This is a genomic window from Neobacillus sp. DY30 (assembly GCF_030123065.1).
In the GTDB taxonomy this organism is placed as follows: Bacteria; Bacillota; Bacilli; order Bacillales; family Cytobacillaceae; genus Neobacillus.
Window position 1 is genome coordinate 1,049,007 of sequence record NZ_CP126093.1, and the last position, 14,765, is coordinate 1,063,771.

The 14,765-nt window shown below is 38.2% G+C and carries 15 protein-coding genes; 4 read left to right on the forward strand and 11 right to left on the reverse strand.

Annotated features, from left to right (window positions below; genetic code table 11):
- Positions 1 to 44: 44 nt before the first annotated feature.
- The 9 genes from ilvD to QNH29_RS04990 all read right to left on the reverse strand — a co-directional run bounded on the left by ilvD (position 45) and on the right by QNH29_RS04990 (position 7,540).
- Entirely contained in the window at positions 45 to 1,712 is a 1,668-nt protein-coding gene (gene ilvD, locus QNH29_RS04950) for a dihydroxy-acid dehydratase (RefSeq protein ID WP_283863734.1), read from the reverse strand.
- 10 nt (positions 1,713 to 1,722) lie between these two features.
- Positions 1,723 to 2,631 carry a branched-chain-amino-acid transaminase gene (gene ilvE, locus QNH29_RS04955; protein ID WP_283863735.1) on the reverse strand — a complete coding sequence of 303 codons (909 nt, stop codon included), beginning with the start codon at positions 2,629 to 2,631 and terminating at the stop codon, positions 1,723 to 1,725.
- Between the two features lie 422 nt (positions 2,632 to 3,053).
- On the reverse strand, positions 3,054 to 3,788 hold the full coding sequence (locus tag QNH29_RS04960; RefSeq protein WP_283863736.1) for an exonuclease domain-containing protein: 735 nt from the start codon (positions 3,786 to 3,788) through the stop codon (positions 3,054 to 3,056).
- Complete coding sequence (locus tag QNH29_RS04965) at positions 3,788 to 4,756, reverse strand: DUF294 nucleotidyltransferase-like domain-containing protein (RefSeq protein WP_283863737.1); 969 nt, start codon at positions 4,754 to 4,756, stop codon at positions 3,788 to 3,790. Before QNH29_RS04965 ends, QNH29_RS04960 begins: the two co-directional genes overlap by 1 nt.
- Positions 4,757 to 4,820: 64 nt before the next feature.
- Entirely contained in the window at positions 4,821 to 6,101 is a 1,281-nt protein-coding gene (locus QNH29_RS04970; protein WP_283865536.1) for an ammonium transporter, read from the reverse strand.
- A 216-nt stretch (positions 6,102 to 6,317) separates the two neighbouring features.
- Positions 6,318 to 6,653 carry a MerR family transcriptional regulator gene (locus tag QNH29_RS04975; protein WP_283863738.1) on the reverse strand — a complete coding sequence of 112 codons (336 nt, stop codon included), beginning with the start codon at positions 6,651 to 6,653 and terminating at the stop codon, positions 6,318 to 6,320.
- An 80-nt stretch (positions 6,654 to 6,733) separates the two neighbouring features.
- Positions 6,734 to 6,916: a Fur-regulated basic protein FbpA gene (locus tag QNH29_RS04980; RefSeq protein ID WP_283863739.1), complete on the reverse strand. Its 183-nt coding sequence runs from the start codon at positions 6,914 to 6,916 to the stop codon at positions 6,734 to 6,736.
- A 19-nt stretch (positions 6,917 to 6,935) separates the two neighbouring features.
- Positions 6,936 to 7,073 carry a hypothetical protein gene (locus QNH29_RS04985; RefSeq protein ID WP_283863740.1) on the reverse strand — a complete coding sequence of 46 codons (138 nt, stop codon included), beginning with the start codon at positions 7,071 to 7,073 and terminating at the stop codon, positions 6,936 to 6,938.
- A gap of 164 nt (positions 7,074 to 7,237) precedes the next feature.
- Positions 7,238 to 7,540 (reverse strand): hypothetical protein, encoded by a 303-nt coding sequence (locus QNH29_RS04990; RefSeq protein WP_283863741.1) that lies wholly within the window; start codon positions 7,538 to 7,540, stop codon positions 7,238 to 7,240.
- Between the two features lie 297 nt (positions 7,541 to 7,837).
- Here QNH29_RS04990 and QNH29_RS04995 point away from each other — a divergent pair, with 297 nt between their 5' ends.
- From QNH29_RS04995 to QNH29_RS05010, 4 genes are all read left to right on the forward strand, one after another.
- On the forward strand, positions 7,838 to 8,656 hold the full coding sequence (locus QNH29_RS04995; RefSeq protein ID WP_283863742.1) for a basic amino acid ABC transporter substrate-binding protein: 819 nt from the start codon (positions 7,838 to 7,840) through the stop codon (positions 8,654 to 8,656).
- 107 nt (positions 8,657 to 8,763) lie between these two features.
- Entirely contained in the window at positions 8,764 to 9,420 is a 657-nt protein-coding gene (locus QNH29_RS05000) for an amino acid ABC transporter permease (protein ID WP_283863743.1), read from the forward strand.
- Positions 9,417 to 10,139 carry an amino acid ABC transporter ATP-binding protein gene (locus QNH29_RS05005; protein WP_283863744.1) on the forward strand — a complete coding sequence of 241 codons (723 nt, stop codon included), beginning with the start codon at positions 9,417 to 9,419 and terminating at the stop codon, positions 10,137 to 10,139. The genes QNH29_RS05000 and QNH29_RS05005 overlap by 4 nt, the downstream gene beginning before the upstream one ends.
- 206 nt (positions 10,140 to 10,345) lie before the next feature.
- Positions 10,346 to 13,099: a P-loop NTPase family protein gene (locus QNH29_RS05010; RefSeq protein ID WP_283863745.1), complete on the forward strand. Its 2,754-nt coding sequence runs from the start codon at positions 10,346 to 10,348 to the stop codon at positions 13,097 to 13,099.
- A gap of 39 nt (positions 13,100 to 13,138) precedes the next feature.
- On the opposite strand, the gene QNH29_RS05015 is transcribed toward QNH29_RS05010, so the two are convergent.
- On the reverse strand, positions 13,139 to 13,546 hold the full coding sequence (locus QNH29_RS05015) for a DUF1761 domain-containing protein (protein WP_283863746.1): 408 nt from the start codon (positions 13,544 to 13,546) through the stop codon (positions 13,139 to 13,141).
- A 125-nt stretch (positions 13,547 to 13,671) separates the two neighbouring features.
- On the reverse strand, positions 13,672 to 14,610 hold the full coding sequence (locus tag QNH29_RS05020; RefSeq protein WP_283863747.1) for a glycerophosphodiester phosphodiesterase family protein: 939 nt from the start codon (positions 14,608 to 14,610) through the stop codon (positions 13,672 to 13,674).
- Positions 14,611 to 14,765: the final 155 nt, after the last annotated feature.

Genomic DNA, 14,765 nt, shown 5'->3' on the forward strand with positions numbered 1-14,765 from the left:
GGGAGCCTAAACCCTGAGCAGGTTAAAGCGACAGTAACTAACTGCTATATTTTCATAACCCCGCCAGTGTTGGCAGATGTAACTAACTTTGCGTATTTGGCTAAGTAGCCAGATTTGATTTTAGGTTCTGGTTTTTGCCATAAACGGCGTCTTTCTGCCAGTACCTCGTCATCAACAATCAATTCAATCGTTCTTGCCTCAAGATCAATGAGAATCTTGTCGCCATTCTCAACGAGCCCGATAGGACCGCCTTCAGCAGCTTCCGGTGAGATGTGGCCAATGGAGATTCCACGGCTTGCGCCAGAGAAACGACCATCAGTAATGAGAGCAACTTCCTTCCCTAAACCGCGGCCGGCAATTGCTGATGTTGGAGCAAGCATTTCTGGCATTCCTGGTCCGCCTTTTGGTCCTTCATAACGAATGACGACAACATGACCAGCCTTAACAGTTCCATTATTAATCTTTTCCAGTGCTTCATCTTGGGACTCAAAAACAATTGCTTCACCAAGGAAGGTTTTAATAGATGGATCAACAGCACCAACTTTGATAACACCGCCATCGGGAGCAATGTTTCCATATAGAATGGATAGACCGCCAACCGGGCTATATGGATTATCTTTAGTCCGAATGACTTCTTCATTTGTTATTGTTGCATCCTTCACATTTTCAGCAAGAGTCTTACCGGTAATACTTAAACAATCTTGATGGAGCGCACCTTCTACTTTACATAACTCATTTAGAATGGCACTAACTCCTCCAGCGCGATGTACATCATCCATAGAATAATCAGACGCCGGCATAATTTTAGATAAATATGGAACTCGTTCAGCAATTTTATTAATTTCACGTAGATCATAGTCAATACCAGCTTCATGAGCGATAGCTAAGGTATGTAGAACGGTGTTCGTCGATCCCCCCATAGCCATATCTAAAGCAAATGCATTGTCTATTGCTTCTTTAGTGACAATATCTCGTGGTTTAATATCCTTTTTCACTAATTCAACTAAGTGTTTTGCTGCTTGTCGAATTAACTCGTGTCTTTCTTCAGAAGTAGCTACAATTGTTCCGTTACCCGGAACCGTCATGCCTAACACTTCCATCAAACAGTTCATGGAGTTTGCAGTAAACATTCCGGAACAAGATCCGCAAGTAGGGCATGCTGCAGTTTCAATTTCAAGCAGCTCCTGCTGAGTCATTTTTCCACTATGGTATGCTCCAACTCCTTCAAATACAGAAGTAAGAGAAAGGTTTTTTCCGGTAGAAGAAACACCTGCTTCCATTGGACCACCTGATACAAAAACAGAAGGGACGTTGGTTCTGACTGCTGCCATTAACATTCCTGGTGTGATTTTGTCGCAGTTCGGAATGTAAAATACACCATCGAACCAATGAGCATTAATTACCGTTTCTGCACTATCAGCGATAATTTCACGGCTTGGAAGCGAGTAGCGCATTCCAACATGACCCATTGCAATTCCGTCATCTACACCGATTGTGTTAAATTCAAAAGGTATTCCGCCAGCTTCTCGTATCGCTTCTTTTACAATCTCACCGAAATGATTAAGGTGTTTATGTCCAGGGATAATTTCAATGAATGAGTTACAGACACCGATAAATGGTTTATCTAAGTCCTTTACAGTTACCCCGGTTGCGTATAATAGGCTGCGGTGGGGAGCACGGTCAATCCCCTTTTTAATCATATCGCTTCGCATTTATATTCTCCTAACTGACAATGGCGTGGTTTGCTGATTCTGGGTAGCAAGCCACTCCGTCTGTTGTTACGATTTTTCTAAATTCTTCTAAAAGGTCGTTTGTAACATTTCCTGGTTTGCCGCCGCTGATTTCACGGCCATCGACTGCGATGACTGCAATGACTTCAACAGCTGTACCGGTTAGGAATACTTCGTCAGCGACATAAACATCGTGACGAGTAAATGGAGATTCTCTAACCTCATACCCTTTTGCTCTTGCTACATCTATAATAGCGTTTCGGGTAATTCCTTCTAATGCTCCTAAGTAAACAGGAGGAGTGTAAATAACGCCATTTTTTACAATAAAGATATTGTCAGCTGAGCCTTCTGTAACATATCCTTGATCATTGAGCATTAAAGCTTCTTGCACACCAGCCTGATTGGCTTCTAATTTAACAAGAATATTATTTAAATAGTTAAGTGATTTAACTTGTGGACTTAGTACATCTGGGCGATTTCGTCTGCTCGGTACAGAAGCAATTTTAATTCCTTGCTCATAAAATTCTTTAGGATATAAGGCTAATTGCTCAGCGATAATAATAACGTTTGGCATTGGGCAGGAGGAAGGGTCCAGTCCGAGATTTCCTTTACCTCGTGAAACAACGACACGAATATAGGCGCTGTCTAATTCATTTTTTCTGATCGTATCGACAATTAATTGTGTCATTTCTTCCTGTGTATAAGGAATTTTCAACATAATGGATTGTGCTGATTCGAACAGTCTTTTTAGGTGGGCATCGAGTCTAAAGACGTTTCCGCTGTAAACACGAATGCCTTCAAATACTCCATCTCCATATAAAAATCCATGGTCAAAAACTGAAACTACAGCATCCTCTTTCTTGACGAACTCTCCGCCAAGGAATATCCATTGACTTCCCAACCTAACCACTCCTTTTATTCATACAACGCTTTAGGTAATTAAAATCCTTTGTAAAAAAATTCCCATGCCATAACTCCTAATTTTAGTGAAAAGCGAAGGCATGTTCATTTGTTAGAATATTTAATTCAAATTATATTTTCAGTTATCTTACACCCATTCTAAATCTTGGTCAACACAAAAATCTGACAATTCAAATAAATTAGAAATATTGATAGCGTTTTCATCCTTGTCAGATTAAGGTTGGGGAAAAATAAAAATAGTAAAAAAATTTTTTTTGAGGTCAAAAAAGAAGGGTAGAAAGGGGTCATTTTTCACGAGGTTTCTACTATTGTCAAGTAAAAAAACAATTTAGTTTACACGGTCGATCGATGGTGAAGGAACGTGCATTAGTTTTTTACTATAGTTGTTTTTCTCTTATTCTACTATCTAATTTTCGCGAGGTATTCGTAAACTTCACGAAGGTTTTTATAACCCATGGATTGCGCAAGCTCCAAATAATGACCCCAAATATAAGCAGTCAGTTTCGCATCGCCAAGGGCATGATGACGGTTGATTACCTCTATACCACATTCCTTGCAGGCGTCTTCAAGTGGAATAGATTTAAGCACTGGATTTGCTAAACGCAGTAAGAAGGAGGTATCAATAATTCTGTGTTCGAATCTAGTTTTTAATAAATCCCATGAGAGTTTTTGCATGAAAGACTGTTCATGCTTGGCATGGTGGGCGACAAGCGTTTGATTCTTAACGAATTTGTAAAACTCCATTAAAACTTCAGATACAAAAGGTGCACTGCGTAATTCCTCATTCGTAATGTTGGTTAAGGTAGATATTTCATTTGAAATGGGTTGTGGAGAATGTACCAGGGAATAGAATGTTTCTGTTTTCGAAGGTTGGCTGCCGGTCATTTTGATTGCGCCGATGGAGATGACATGATCTCCTTTTTCAGGATAGAAACCGGTAGTTTCTAAATCAAATACAACAACCTGTAATTCCTCAAGATGTGTGTCTAGGCAGTTGTTTTCTTTCATTTCTTTTTGCAGCTGTCGGATGAAAGAAATATTTTGCATATTGGTTTGCCCTTGAACACCTGCATAAATATTAGAACCAAGTCTGCCAGACATCTGTCTGAAAAATTGAATCATATCATTCATTCCCATTAGGTATCCTCCTTTTCTATTAAATTTCTTACATATTTATACAATGCTGTTCCATTCTTTAGAATTTCTTTTACTTCTTCCTTTTGCTTTTTTGAGAGAGTGGAGATAGGCAGATAGTGGCTATTTTCGTAATTATCTGGTTTTGATAGCGATAGGCGAAAGTTTAGTAATTTTATGAACTGCTGCTTATATAATTTTCTCTTTATAGAAGGAAGTTCCATTTCGGACAGTTTTTCAAGCCTCGAAATAGTAGAGGTATCAAGGATATTCCCTTTTATAGCCAATAATCGAACTGCATTTACATATGGAAAGAGGGCTTTTTCTTTTATATTTAAGGAGCCTGTATGTGGTCCGTGTGTTTCCGTGAGTATTTGACCTAATATACCGATGCCTTTTTTTAGGTATAGTGTGTTATTAAGCACTCTTTTAAAAAGGTTCTCTTTATGGATAGTCCCATATACTACTATTTTTAAGTCTTCTAAAAAACTAGCTTCACCATAAAGGGACCTGCCATCAATAAAAATCAATAAATGGCGTATATATTCCCAGTTTGAGTCGTTGGACCAATTTACTAATTGAAGCCTCCATTCGGAAATTGATTTACACCATAAAGGATTACTAGCCATAACGTCTCCATCACAATACTCATATCCGGCAAGCTTCAGACCGTGTGAGATTTCTTTTCCTAATTCCAAAAAGTATTCATTTATTTCTGCCCCTTGTTGTTGATAAATAATCCCGTGATCCTGATCGCTCCATATGGATTGCTCAAACCGGCCAGCACTTCCCATCATGAAAAAGGTGAAGGGGCAGGGAAGGGTGCCGTACTTTTGTTCCGTTTGTTTAACTGCAACTGAAATGACATGCTGGATGATTTCATCATGAAGTTGATTTAACAGTAAGTGATTGCGGGAAACCCAAATCATTTGGTCATCGCGAAATCTTCTAATCTCTAAGTAGCTGTTCATCCATTAAGGAACCTCCTTTTCAGAAATATACTCCATCCCCTTGAAAGGGGATGGAGACTGTCAATTAAGCATTAAGCTTTGAATCTGGATTCATAATTACTTTATCTGTCTTTACTATTTCAGGGTAACCATAGCTTCCGTGCTCACTCATGTCAAGGCCAATAATTTCTTCTTCTTCTGTAACACGCAACCCGTTCATAAAGGCTTTCATGATAGTTAAAAGGATAAAGGAGACGATAAAAGCAAAAGCACCGCTGCTTATAACTCCTAACGCCTGAACTCCAAGTTGATGTAAACCGCCTCCGTAAAATAATCCCGGCTCACCGACTGTTGCTAATTCCGGTGTTGCAAACAATCCTGTAGATAAGGTTCCCCAAATACCTGCAGTCCCGTGTACCGACAACGCTGCGATTGGATCATCAATACCTTTGCTTTCAAAAAATCGAATGCTATAAAATACTAGGAATCCTGCAATGAAACCGATTAGGACTGCAGCCCATGTATCAACAAATGCACAGGAGGCTGTGATAGCAACTAGTCCAGCTAAGGCACCATTCAACATCATTGGGACATCTGCTTTGCCCATTACAATCCAAGAGATAATCATTGCTGCAATCACACCTGCACCTGCAGCAAGGTTTGTGTTAACTGCTACGAAACCAAAGAAGGCGCCGTCAACAGAAACTGTACTTCCAGCGTTAAATCCAAACCACCCAACCCATAAAAGCAATACACTTAGGGCAGTAAATACTTGGTTGTGCCCTGCAAGATTATTTGCTGACCCATCTTTATTATATTTTCCGATACGAGGCTTTAGGATTAATGTGGCTGCAAATGCTGCCATCGCGCCTGTTAAGTGAACAACAGTTGAGCCTGCGAAATCTTGTTTCCCATGGTCTGCTAACCAGCCGCCACCCCAGATCCAGTGAGCAATCGGCGGATAAACGATTACTGAGAATAATACTGCAAATACAAGATATGCTCCAAGTTTTGCTCTTTCAGCAAAACCTCCAAATGCGATTGTTAAGGAAATTCCAGCAAAAGCTAATTGGAATAAAAAGAAAACAGCTCCGGAAAGTGATAAACCTTCAATATCATATCCTGAGTAGAAAAAGTCTGAAAAACCGATCAGTGCGTTTCCTGAACCGAAAATTAAACCATAACCAACTGCCCAAAACACAACAGACCCAATACCAAATGTAAGTATGGTTTTCCCTGCGATATGTCCAGCATTCTTCATTCTGGTTGATCCGGTTTCTAGTAGAATGAAGCCTCCAATCATGAGTATAACAAGTACTGCTGAAATCATTACCCATAAACTGTTCATTAAGAATAAAGTATCCATCATTTCTCCCCCTTAAGTACATGTCAATTATCTTAACATTCGGTGTATTTGTATTTTTACATGGATTCAAAGTGGATTCTACAATTGTGTAAGGTTTCCTAACACGCTTTTTGAAAACCTAACTAATATAAGGGAGTTATTCATGCCATATTAGAGCGGAGAGGGGAAATCGCAGGCACTATTACACAGCCTAACCAAAAAAATCCATCCTCTTTTTTAAGAAGATGGACCTTTCCGTAAACCAAACTGTGCATTCAATTGTCCTTGAATCATCTTTCTTGTAACCTCATTCTGATTTTGCTTTTTCTGAGCTCGAAGCATTTCTTTTCTAATTTCATGAGTTTGAACACCGTCTTCAATCTTGTTTGCAATTTCCACCAATAACTCAACATCTGCAAAGGAATATTTTCTGCTCCCGCCTGACGATCTTTCGGGGAAAATTAATTTTCGTTCCTCATAGTAACGTATTTGCCGTTCTGAAAGACCCGTTAGGTCCCGAACAATTCCAATCGTAATTACCTTTTTATCTTTATATGACGAATCATTTGCCAATTTTGATCTCACCACGCTCTTATGTGATTAGTTATACCATAATCTATGTTAATTTTCCTAACATTGATTGGATATTGATACTACGTACTTTCGGTGTTTAGTGTATTTTTTTGGGGGAAAGTCTTTTTAAAAATAATTTGCAGTTCACTTAATGTGAGGGAATACAGATCATCGTCAGAAGCGTTATAAAGACCAGATTCAATTAATCTATTAATGTAAAATAGTTTAAGTGTTTCGACTCCTTTACGCAATTGATTTGTCATTGCAGCTTCCCTCCTCGTTTTATCGATTTTGAAGTGCGCGAATCAGTTCATGTGCACGGGAGCCAAGTTTTTTCATAAGCTCTTCATACAATTCATCCCTTCGTTTATCCAGCTGTAAAATCTTTTCAGCTAATTTAATATCATTCGTTCTATACATCGCCAATCTCCCCTTCACTAAAAAGTATGTATTCTAAAAGTTAACGAAATAATTTGAATTTGTCAGGGATTGTGTCAGAAACACTGACAAGATTTTTGATTTTGAAGAGGAAATCTTACAAAATCAAAAGAACCAGGCGTTAACTCCTGGTTCTTACATACCTTTTAATAATCTCCATCGAATGGTGTGAATGGGAAGTTAAAACGTCTTTCCACTTGACGCAGGCGTTGATTAACACGCTGCAAGCGGCGCTGAAGTTGGTTTACATCACGTTGAAGTTGATTAATTTCTCTTTCCTGCCGCTCATTTTCTCTTTCTAGACGAGTGACTCTTCGCTCCAGCTGTTGTGGCTGTCTATCAGGATCATAAGGGTCATACTGTTGTTGTTGAGCATACGGATCATACTGTTCATATTGATTGTAGTCATTTTGTGTTGGTGGTGCTTGATAATAGCCATATGGATACATTGGGCAACTCTCCCTTTTTTAAATTAATACCATATAGATTATGTAGTCATCTGCGGAGAGTGTGGGCAGGTGCCTAGAAATATGCATGGCCGATAATGAAAAATAAATGGAGCGAGGCAATTATCCTTTTAATACTATTTTTATATTACTTTTTTAGCGAATTAAAATAGTAAACGATTAAAGTATCGCTAATAAAATATTGAATAAGTCAACAAAAAAAGTTATAATCACTTATATTCTAAAAATTTTAAATGTTTAAAAGATTGGTTTATTAAAAAAATATTTGGGGGGTCAAAAATGAAGAAGGCAAAATATGTAGTCACGTTTATGGTCATGGTTTTTATGTTCATTCTAACTGCTTGCGGCTCGAGTGAAACAAGTGGGAACGGCTCGGATTCTAGTGAAGAAAAGAAAACTCTCCGTGTTGTAACCGACGCAGCCTATGCCCCATTTGAGTATCAGGATAAGGGTGAAATTGTTGGGTTTGATATTGATTTAATTAAAGCGGTTGCGAAAGAAGCAGGATACGAAATTGATATTGCCCACACAGGCTGGGATCCATTATTTGTAGAATTAGAGAAAAAAATTGCTGATATTGGTATCTCGTCTATTACGATTAATGAGGATAGAAAGAAAACGTATGACTTTTCGGTACCATACTTCTTATCTACTAATATGATTCTGGTTCCAGAAGGAAGCGATATTAAGAGTGCCGAAGATTTGAAAGATAAAACCGTTGCAGTTCAAAACGCAACTACAGGGCAGGAAGCGGTTGAAGGACTGCTTGGTAAAAACAGCAGCCAAATTAAAAAATTTAAAAATAATAACTTGGCCATTTTAGAACTTAAGAATAAAGGCGCAGATGCAGTTGTTGCGGATAACACGGTTATTGAAGAATATGTAAAAAATAATCCGAATGATAAATTTGTCGTGATTGAAGATGTTGATGCTTTTGCTCAAGAGTTCTATGGTTTAATGTTTCCAAAGGGAAGCAAGTTAAAGGCTGATTTTGATAAAGCGCTAAACGAAGTTTTCGATAACGGCACATATGCAAAAATCTACAACGAATGGTTTAAGGTAGATCCAGACGTTCAAATACTAAAAGACCAACAATAATCATAAAATTGCGTAACTCTTGAAAACTAGAAGTTACGCAATTTTTGGTTTTAACCCTAGTCTTACATAATTTAACAGAGGGTCAACGTATGCATAGGAGGAGTTTTATGGGTATTCAGTGGGATATTTTAGCAGAATACGCACCCTTTTTTCTAAAGGGGACGCTGCTTACAATTGGATTATCGTTAGCTGGTATTTTATTAGGGACAATCCTTGGATTGTTTATCGGTTTAGGGAAAATGATGAAAAATAAATACTTATCCTTGCCGTTTGGCATTTATATCACGATTTTCCGTGGCACACCAATGCTGGTACAGATTATGTTAATTCATTTTGCGGTAGTACCACTGTTTACTGGCGGAACGAATGCGATTGCCGCAACTATTGTAACGCTATCATTAAATTCTGCAGCATACATTGCTGAAATCTTTCGTGCAGGAATACAATCTATTGATAGGGGGCAAATGGAAGCGGCCCGTTCACTCGGTATGACACATGTACAAGCTATGCGTTATGTTATTCTCCCACAAGCGTCAAAACGAATGATTCCACCTTTAGGTAATGAATTTATTGTTTTAATTAAAGAATCGTCGCTTGCTTCAATCGTTGCAGCTCCAGAGCTCATGTATTGGGGACAAGCCATGCAAGGCCAATATTTCCGCGTATGGGAGCCATATATTACGGCCGCACTTATTTACCTTGTATTAACGCTTTCGCTAAGCTACTTATTAAGTCGTCTTGAAAGGAAGTTGGCAACAGAATGATTAAAGTGAAAAATTTAAAAAAATCATTTGGAATGAATGTTGTCCTAAAGGATATTAATGTAACCGTAAAGCCGCAAGAGGTGGTAGTCGTAATCGGTCCATCTGGTTCAGGTAAATCTACATTCCTGCGCTGTATAAATCTTTTAGAAACCATTACGGATGGACATGTCTATATAGAAGGAACCGATATTACCGACAAAAAGACTGATATTAATAAAGTAAGGACCGAAGTGGGGATGGTTTTTCAGCAGTTTAATCTATTCCCGCATAAAAAGGTCATTGAAAACATCATGCTCGCTCCTATGAAGGTTAGAAATATTTCTGCTGAGCAGGCACGAAAAAAAGGTTTAGAGCTTTTAAGAAAAGTAGGATTAGAGGATAAAGCTGAGGCGTATCCTGATTCCTTGTCCGGCGGACAAAAGCAGCGTGTTGCGATTGCCAGGGCGCTTGCAATGGAGCCGAAAATCATGCTGTTTGATGAACCAACCTCTGCTCTTGACCCTGAAATGGTCGGAGAGGTTTTGGAGGTTATGAAGCAGCTTGCCAAAGAGGGCATGACCATGGTTGTTGTCACTCATGAAATGGGGTTTGCAAAAGAAGTAGGGGACCGAGTGATATTTATGGATGGCGGGCTCATTGTTGAAGAAAATACCCCAAATGAATTATTTGATTATCCAAAGGAATCTCGAACCAAAGCCTTTTTGAGTAAGGTATTATAACATCGGAAGGCAGGTGCCTCCCGATTTTTTTATTACCTGTATTGTAGCCAAATTGAAATATAATTGAAATCTGAATTAAAAATTCGTTTGGTAGAATCGATATAATTGGGACTAAAAATGAGTACGCAGTTCGTATTGTATAGAGGAATATTTCTGCCTCTTTTCCATATGAATGACATAGAAGTGGTGGTATAGGAGGGTAAGTCATGACAGTGGAAAGTCAATTAGTAAAAAAGTCATATTATCAAATGTACATAAATGAACATGAAGACGTGCAGCCAATCCGGGTATTAGGCGAAGCATATCAGGAAGAGCTTCAAAAAGACCTGCCTAATTTAACATCTATTCGTTTCGCACAAGGTGAAATTTATTTTCATAATCGGGACTTTGAAGCAGCCATTTTTAAATGGGAAAACATTGCTGGTGAACTTGAATTATGGGCTAAGAAAAATATTGCGGATGCCTACTATGAATCAGGTCTTCTCTCAAACGCAGAGGATCTTTATCTTTCAATTGAAACGAATAATCTCACATTAAAGACAGAGGTTGCACTGCAGCTTTTTTCACTCTACATTGATCGGGAGAAGCGTGACGAAGCAGTTGAGATAATCAAAAAAACGATTGATTCAAACCCAGATTACCCAAATGTGACCGATATCGCACGTTCCTATTTTGAGGATCAGCAGGATTGGGATAATGCCATTGAATTGGCAGTAAACGAAGCGAAGCGAACAGGTTCAATTGAGTGGTTTGAAATCGTAAATTCTTATGTGAAAAAAGATCTTACGAAAAGGTTACATCCGAATTACTTCACACAAGCTATATTTGAATTGTGCAGCATAGATCAGAGAATGTTTGAAGAGCTTACATCTTCCCTATGGAAAAGTTACCGAGATGAAGAGTCATATTTCACTTGGCTCAAAGAGGTAAATCATCTGCTATTAAATCTCGAAGTTAGCCGAAACAGTAACTTTGAATCCCTTTCAGAGTTACATTATCAAACTTATTTTGGTTTAATAAATAGCGACTTTTTTATTAAAACGCTTGAAGATCTAGTACCTGACCTTTTAACAAATTGGCTGCGGTTATCTGTTCCGAAGCATACTGTCCTAGTTTCAGCGTCGGTATTGTCATGGAACGAGCTCTTCCCAGCAAGTATAAGCATGTCCATTGTTAGTGAAGCTGAAACTCTTATTAGTGAAACAGATAGTAATATTGACGAGTTAGAAGAGAGTTTAAGTCTATTTGAGGCGATTATTAGTTGGGCAAAAGCAAATGATATGGGAGAGAATAACCACTTAAAATGGATGGTCAAACAATTAAATGATTTTGAGACCCATCACCTATTCATTACAGGCCTGAGCGGAAGTGGAAAGTCTGCTTTCGTAAATTCAGTCTTAGGTGAAGAAATCCAGGATGGCCCAACTTCTTCTCTTGTAATGTTTAAAGACTTTGACGACTTAAATATATATGAAATAACCGATCAAGAAACAGTTGCCCTAGCGGATTTTACACATTTCCAAGAGCGGATGGATCGACGCAGGAATGCACTTGAGTCGATTATCGAATTTCAACAGCCATTTCCATTCTTGTATGAGCAAAAGTTAGCATTAATTGAAACGCCAGGATTAAAAGGCAGCCGCCAAGATCGCTATGAAATACTCCAAAATGTTCAAATGGCGGATACATTATTATTTGTATTAGATGCAAATGCTCCGTTTACGGAGATAGAGAAAGCGGTTCTTTCAGAAATCAATGAGCTTGCACCGGATATTCCTGTCCATTTTCTCTTAAATAAGATGGATACGATTGTTAATGAACAGGAAGCAATGAGGATTTTTGATGAAACAACGTCTAAGATTCAGTCTTTTTTTCCTGAGGCACAGGTATTCGCCTACTCCTCCCAGTACGAAAGAGGACAGCAATTAGTCGAATTAAAAGGCTTTATCAAATCAATCAAAGATACAAGAAACATAGCAGATAAGCGCTTGGCGAAGCTTTTATTCTTCATAAGGACTACTATTTCCAGGCTGTTACAAAAGAGAATTGATGTTGAGAATCAATTAATTGAGTCGGTTCGCTGGAATGAAGAGGTAGTAATGAAGCTAAATGGGGCTCTTAATCAATTAAAGGACGCTGAGGCGCAAAAAACAAAAGTCATCACAAGGTCATATCGTTCCATAAAGGAAACCATCCAAAATGAAATTTCTATCGAAGTACCGAAAATTCTTCAGGAATGCTCAGAGTTCATTAATGAAGACAGTAACCTAAGTACGATTCATATCGAGCTAAATGATGTGATGAATAATCGAATACAAGATTACCTAGAGCGGGACGTAATGCCGAAGTATTATACGGCACTTCAAGAATGGATTAACAGTAGTAAAGAGGAATTTGTGCAAGGACAGGAATTTTTAGATGAGATGACGGAAGGATTAAATAGCTTATATGGCGAAGAGCGAATTAAGACAGAATGTGATTTTAAAGTACTTGATGATTGGCGTCGGGATACGGATAGAATGACGAGCCGACTCCAATTAGAAAAGGTAAATATCTTACTTCGCAACACACCATCACAATTATTATTAAAAAGTGCAGGGAAGCTTTTTGGAGCATTATCTCAAAATAAAGCAATGCTTTATAATAAATATAAAGCTTTTGTGAAAAATGATAGCTACTCTGAACCAACTGAGATTGTTATTGAACGCTTTTTCCAACAGTTTGAGCTATTTGAGAAATCACTGGAAAGAGATATAACGTTGTTCTTTAAACAGCCATTGAAAACACTTAATGAAGCCATTGAAGAATCACTTTCTCAAATATCGACAAATCAGGATATCTTGAAAAAAATGAATACGAACCCGGAAATGTTCCGCGATCCGTTAACACTATTTGAAGTTAGACTGCGTCAATTTGAATGGGCAACAATAGCAGGGAAGGGTGTACACACGTTATATTAATTAATAAAGGGTGCCTCATATGTGAGGCACCCTTTCCTATTAAACAAATGCAGCAATAATAATCCCCATAATCGTTAAAGCCACTACATGATAGCCAGCACTAATAAAGAATAAAGTATAATTCCGACTCTCAAAGAATGTTGGGGACAATTCTCGGAAGGCGGCAATTAAACCAATCAGGAATCCGAATAAAGCTCCATCCAAAATCGTTACCGTATCTAATAACTGAATAAAAAGGGAAAGAATAACGGCAGTAAAAATTCCCCCGAGTGTGGTTAAGCCGTAACCTACATAAGCCCCTTTTGGATCGATATCCTCCATTTTCTTACCTAGTGCTTTCACCCAAATATTCGAAAAAAGAATAGGAGAATACCAGAGTGCTCCAATCACCATATTGGCTATGACGGCTAGAATGATGGCTAATATACTAATATTTATAAACTCCAAAACAATTACCCCTTTATTTCCTATTTTTGGTGAATTATAACATGATAATTCTATTAATTCAAAACTCTTTTAGGCCATCTTCTAAAGAAAAAGGCTGCAAGTTGAAAATGGTGCAGCCCAATCATTTACAGCCCTTTTTCTTCGAGCAATTTGAGTAATAGGTCTGGTCGATTTGTTAATATTCCGTCAGCACCTGCGTCGATAAGTGTTTCCATCGTCTTTTGGTCATCAATCGTCCAGTAATGGATTTCCATTCCAAGACGGTGTGCCCCGTCAATTAACTTCTGATCTGTTAAATCAAAGCCGCTGTCCTCCACAGGGATTTGGAAAGCATCTACTTTTGGTACATAAAGATTGCGTAAAAAGAATTTATGAAAGACAACAAAGCTTTTAACCTCTTGTCTTCCAGCTGTAATGGCGACACGGCCTTTTGCATACTTTTCAAATGTTTGGAGAATCTTTTGGTCGAATGAAGCAATTATAACTTTTTCTTCCATTTGGTATTTTTCAATAAGTTCCCATAATTTCGAAGCCATTTCCTCTATTCTTTCTGGAGGGTTATCATCTTTAATTTCTATTTCTATTTTCATGTCATCGAATGTTTGGAACATCTCTTCCACCGTTGGGATATAGACACCTTTATCACGGAAACTATAGTTGCCATCTAAGTCTTTGAAATGATAACCCGCATCAAGTGCTTGAAGTTCTGCTAAAGTAAGGTCTGCCACCTTACCTTTTCCATTGGTTGTACGGTTAACATTAGGGTCGTGGATGGTAACTAAATGACCGTCCTTTGTAATATGTATATCCGTTTCAAGAACATCCACTCCCATGTTAGCAGCATTCTCAAATGCCGCCATTGTATTAGAAGGTGCCAACAATTCACCGCCTTGGTGGGCAATCACTAATGGTCGATTATGATTAAAAAAACTTTTCTGTTTGATTGGTTTGACCGAAAATAAATTAATGACTAACAGGAAAATGACAATAGTTGCCGCTAGCATTTTAAAAGATAGAAGTACCCTTTTCTTTCTCTTCGTTTTCTCAATAGTGACATGCTGCATAATAGTGCTCCTCTGCTAATGGCCTTTAGAAAAATCCTTTTCTTCCATCTGATTTCCGTTACTATTTATGATACCTGAATTGACTGAAAAAGGATAAGAATTGTACAAGAAACATAGAGAAAAAGAGATGTTTTTACTAGGCTTCTATGCTATTA

Coding starts and splice junctions, on each gene's coding strand:
- ilvD (WP_283863734.1), bottom strand. CDS start 1,712: ATGCGAAGCGATATGATTAAAAAGGGGATTGACCGTGCTCCCCACCGC.
- QNH29_RS04960 (WP_283863736.1), bottom strand. CDS start 3,788: ATGGGAATGAATGATATGATTCAATTTTTCAGACAGATGTCTGGCAGA.
- QNH29_RS04965 (WP_283863737.1), bottom strand. CDS start 4,756: ATGAACAGCTACTTAGAGATTAGAAGATTTCGCGATGACCAAATGATT.
- QNH29_RS04970 (WP_283865536.1), bottom strand. CDS start 6,101: ATGGATACTTTATTCTTAATGAACAGTTTATGGGTAATGATTTCAGCA.
- QNH29_RS04980 (WP_283863739.1), bottom strand. CDS start 6,916: ATGACAAATCAATTGCGTAAAGGAGTCGAAACACTTAAACTATTTTAC.
- QNH29_RS04985 (WP_283863740.1), bottom strand. CDS start 7,073: ATGTATAGAACGAATGATATTAAATTAGCTGAAAAGATTTTACAGCTG.
- QNH29_RS04990 (WP_283863741.1), bottom strand. CDS start 7,540: ATGTATCCATATGGCTATTATCAAGCACCACCAACACAAAATGACTAC.
- QNH29_RS04995 (WP_283863742.1), top strand. CDS start 7,838: ATGAAGAAGGCAAAATATGTAGTCACGTTTATGGTCATGGTTTTTATG.
- QNH29_RS05000 (WP_283863743.1), top strand. CDS start 8,764: ATGGGTATTCAGTGGGATATTTTAGCAGAATACGCACCCTTTTTTCTA.
- QNH29_RS05005 (WP_283863744.1), top strand. CDS start 9,417: ATGATTAAAGTGAAAAATTTAAAAAAATCATTTGGAATGAATGTTGTC.
- QNH29_RS05010 (WP_283863745.1), top strand. CDS start 10,346: ATGACAGTGGAAAGTCAATTAGTAAAAAAGTCATATTATCAAATGTAC.
- QNH29_RS05020 (WP_283863747.1), bottom strand. CDS start 14,610: ATGCAGCATGTCACTATTGAGAAAACGAAGAGAAAGAAAAGGGTACTT.